The following is a 3,372-nucleotide window of genomic DNA, read 5'->3' on the forward strand; positions in this document are numbered from 1 at the left end:
TCTGCCAATCGCTCTTGTAGGGTGCGTTCGATTACACAAGAGCTATCAAGACATTTATTGACAAAATATCACAGAACGCACCATCCCTTACTGGGATTAATTCAAAGTTAAATTTTCATTTTTAACTTTGAATTAATCCCTGAATCTTGCTAATAATTCCTCACGGGATAGCTGAGATAACTGTAAAATTAAAGCGGAAAATTCTTGATTAGATAAGGACAGCATTGGTTCAATAATACCTCTAAGTTGGTCATCAATAGAATTAAACCGAACTCTCAACAAGTTTTCGATAATCGCAGTGCGCTCCATCCTCAGACCCTGCTGCATACCTTGTTGTATACCCTGCTCTATACCTGACTGAGTAGCAGCTTCTAATTTTTCTAATAAAAGTGGTGATAACCGCATAATTAACTCCCTGTCTTGCTGTTCTAATTCTGTACTTACTTCCAAGTTACTACGCAGAGAAGATAACAACAATAAAGTATTTTCCCGAAATTGATTTGTTTCTGGCAGTGCTTCTAATTCATCAATGGCCTGTTGTTGGACCCTGCCTCTGCCTAACATTCTCAACCATAGTGTGTCTAAGGTCTTTGGTAATTTATGTATTACGACTAATCCAGTCCTTAGGAAAGAGGGTAACAAATAAATCCCCTCACCCCAATGGTCCGGATCACTCTTAGCACCAAAGCCTTCTAATATTGCAGATGATGCTGTCGGGGTCAAAATCCATAATTTTGGGTAATTCTCTTCATTGAGGCGAGTATTCTCTCGATTCCCTTGACGAATAAAATCTGTGTGTACCTCTAATAATTTCAGGAGGCAAGTCCGAATTTCGTTAATAGTAACCGGATTTCTAAAGGGTTCAAACAAACAAGGCGTTGTAGCTAATTTCCCTAATAATCCTAAGGCTTCTGGGGAAGTTTGTGCTTGATTGGCCGGGGCAAAAAATACATCGACTTGTCGGATTTCGCTGCGGATTTCTAGGGGAGCCTGACATTCTCCAAATTGTGATAACAATTCTTCTAAATAATCTTTGGCAAATTGGTCGTGGATAAATCGGGTCATTAGATAAATATGTAGGGTGGGCACTTGTGCGATCATCTGTGATAAAATCTTAGATTTACAAACACAAGTGCCCACCATTATAGGTTTGAATTGGTAAGCATTGTTGTTGGCCAATATCGGTCGATCGCGATCAATATTTCCATCAATGCTCAATCTGAAACCTACTCATTAGGTGGATGCGGTGCCTACTTCAATCCAAATTGCTCTTGCTTCAACCAGATTCTCATTGTTCAAGCGCAGCGCTTGAATAATGAGGTACACAAGATTTTTTCCCTCTTGCCTCTTGCCTCTTGCCTCTTGCCTCTTCTCTGTTCCCTGTTCCCAGATCCGCTGTTCCCTAAAACCCAAAAACTTGTACCTCACCTAATTGAAAAACGCTATACTGTTGCTCGGCCCACTGGTGTTATTCCAGCAATATGAGTTCCACCATTGTTCCAAATGAAATGGTCGTTCCCAAAATTGATTTCGTGGATTATAGAGTGCAACATACTGCCCTGTCTGTGGATCAACTGCGTAGATTTTGCTCCCTTTGAATTCATTACAGCGATAACAGGAAGCAGCTAAATTTTCTCGATTGTCTGTTCCACGTTGTGAGCGAGGCCAGATGTGCTCCATGACTAGTGGTGTACCAGTCAACTGGGAAGAGGTTTTACAATATTCACAGCGAAAATTGGCTTCTTGAATTACGCGCCGTCGTAATTCAACAGATATGGTCATAGAATCACAGGTAAATCAATAAGTGCAGGAATCCGATGCCCTTTCCAACGTAGAACAGACCAGGCATAAGCTTTCCGCAGCATGAGACGATCGGCTGCTTGTCGCAACTCGGCGAGTTCGAGCCGTTCCTCCGGTGTCAGTTTCTCATCCTGATGTTTGTCTAGCAACTCAACACAGCGATGATGCTGATCAGGGTCTATTTCTGCTTGAGCAATGGTGAGTAGCTGTTCAGTATCTAGTATCTGAAGCTGTAATAACTCTGCTTGCATTTCTAAAGGTGCATTATCAACCGAAGGTGGCAAATTGCTAACTACACAATGCAGCTGCAAGTGTCTCTACACTTTGCTGCGTAGCTTTGGCAATTCGTGCCAGTTGGTGGAAGATGGGACGGCAGCAGATCGATCGTGATTTGTTGAGTTGTCATGTTCAATGGCTACTGGCTAGATACTGCGGTTATTGTAGCGAGTTTTTTCATCGTGCATCAAACACTTCAGGAAGCTAGGTGTGATCGCTGATGTAGGTTGGGTTGAAGAATGAAACCCAACATAATTCCCCTCAACACAACGTCTTCTCCTCCAGAGCCGGGTATCTGCTCTAACAAAATAGAACCTACAATTTAATTGGTGTGGCGGTCTGATGTTGTTGGGTTTCCGTTCCTATACCCAACCTACGATTGAATTGAGGTGGTGAGTGCGATCGCATCATCGATGGCGTACGGGTGGGGATTGCGTACACTGATGGGGATTGGTTAAAATTAAGAGGTTACTTATTGTCGGTGAGTAAAACCGTTTGCGCGTCTGACAAAGAAAAGAAAATAATTTCTCTTGGTGCGCATTCACGCTTGTCGGGAAACCCGACCGGGGTCGCACCGCTGAGAGTATCGGAGGGCGAAAATAGGGTAAAATCCATGAAAATTACATATACATATTGGAAAGAAGCGGATGGGATGTTCTTGGGCTATTTGAATGAATTTCCAGATCATTGGACACAAGGGGTTGATCTAGAAGAATTAAAAGAGAACTTAGCTGTACTCTATAGAACATTTACTAGTGAAGAAATTCCCGGAATTAAGAGAGTCGCAGAACTTGATATTGCATGAAAAGACGCGATTTAATTGCCTACTTATAAAAATCCGGTTGCTATTTGATTCGACATGGTGGGAAACACGATATTTACCATAACCCAAATAATGGACAAACGGAACCAATTCCAAGGCATCGAGAAATTAATGAGCGATTGGCTAAAAAGATTATCAAAAGCAAAACTCCAAGAAAATTAAATGCGAATAAAATAGCGCGAGCGGGTGGGAAGGGTGATCTCTGTTGTCGGTTGGGTTGAGTGCGTACGCTCTTGTAGGGTGCGTTCGATTACACTAGATCTATCAAGACATTGTTACTATCGCTTTGGTAGAGCTAATCTAATAAAAACGACAGTGGACGACTCATATTCTGAGCAAAGCCAAGGAGACCGCCATCGCGGTATTCGTAGAGTAATTTCCCCTGTGAATCGAATAAGAAGGTTCCCCCTCGCTGGGTCAGATAAGCCCCATTGGGTACATAAGTATTCCAGTGGCTTAAAACCTCTGTCATA

6 protein-coding genes and 1 pseudogene are annotated in these 3,372 nt (G+C 42.4%); 2 read left to right on the top strand and 5 right to left on the bottom strand.

Translation table 11 applies throughout. The annotated features are described in order from the left end of the window. Positions 1-132 precede the first annotated feature (132 nt). From F6K20_RS30400 to F6K20_RS30415, 4 genes are all read right to left on the bottom strand, one after another. Complete coding sequence (locus F6K20_RS30400; RefSeq protein WP_502708048.1) at positions 133-1,065, bottom strand: flagellar assembly protein H; 933 nt, start codon at positions 1,063-1,065, stop codon at positions 133-135. Positions 1,066-1,233: 168 nt separating this feature from the next. Further along, positions 1,234-1,428, bottom strand: coding sequence for a hypothetical protein (locus F6K20_RS30405; protein WP_008189766.1), 195 nt, complete (start codon positions 1,426-1,428; stop codon positions 1,234-1,236). Beyond that, positions 1,429-1,782 (bottom strand): HNH endonuclease, encoded by a 354-nt coding sequence (locus F6K20_RS30410; protein WP_008189767.1) that lies wholly within the window; start codon positions 1,780-1,782, stop codon positions 1,429-1,431. Continuing rightward, positions 1,779-2,051, bottom strand: coding sequence for a hypothetical protein (locus tag F6K20_RS30415; RefSeq protein ID WP_044495371.1), 273 nt, complete (start codon positions 2,049-2,051; stop codon positions 1,779-1,781). The genes F6K20_RS30410 and F6K20_RS30415 overlap by 4 nt, the downstream gene beginning before the upstream one ends. A gap of 638 nt (positions 2,052-2,689) precedes the next feature. Here F6K20_RS30415 and F6K20_RS30420 point away from each other — a divergent pair. Next, entirely contained in the window at positions 2,690-2,881 is a 192-nt protein-coding gene (locus tag F6K20_RS30420) for a hypothetical protein (RefSeq protein WP_287297202.1), read from the top strand. Next, a pseudogene (locus F6K20_RS40930) lies at positions 2,878-3,048 on the top strand (type II toxin-antitoxin system HicA family toxin); the annotation flags it as partial. The gene F6K20_RS30420 and the pseudogene F6K20_RS40930, both read left to right, overlap by 4 nt. A 146-nt stretch (positions 3,049-3,194) precedes the next feature. Here F6K20_RS40930 and F6K20_RS30430 read toward each other — a convergent pair. Then, positions 3,195-3,372, bottom strand: a 178-nt coding sequence (locus tag F6K20_RS30430) for an AhpC/TSA family protein (protein WP_287297204.1), incomplete at its 5' end; no start/stop codon positions are given.

It is taken from the genome of Moorena sp. SIO2C4 (genome assembly GCF_010672485.1).
Lineage (GTDB): Bacteria > Cyanobacteriota > Cyanobacteriia > Cyanobacteriales > Coleofasciculaceae > Moorena > Moorena producens.

What these genes read in the sequence shown, in the direction of transcription:
- F6K20_RS30400 (WP_502708048.1), bottom strand. Translation starts at nt 1,065, where the DNA reads ATGACCCGATTTATCCACGACCAATTTGCCAAAGATTATTTAGAAGAA.
- F6K20_RS30410 (WP_008189767.1), bottom strand. Translation starts at nt 1,782, where the DNA reads ATGACCATATCTGTTGAATTACGACGGCGCGTAATTCAAGAAGCCAAT.
- F6K20_RS30415 (WP_044495371.1), bottom strand. Translation starts at nt 2,051, where the DNA reads ATGCAAGCAGAGTTATTACAGCTTCAGATACTAGATACTGAACAGCTA.
- F6K20_RS30420 (WP_287297202.1), top strand. Translation starts at nt 2,690, where the DNA reads ATGAAAATTACATATACATATTGGAAAGAAGCGGATGGGATGTTCTTG.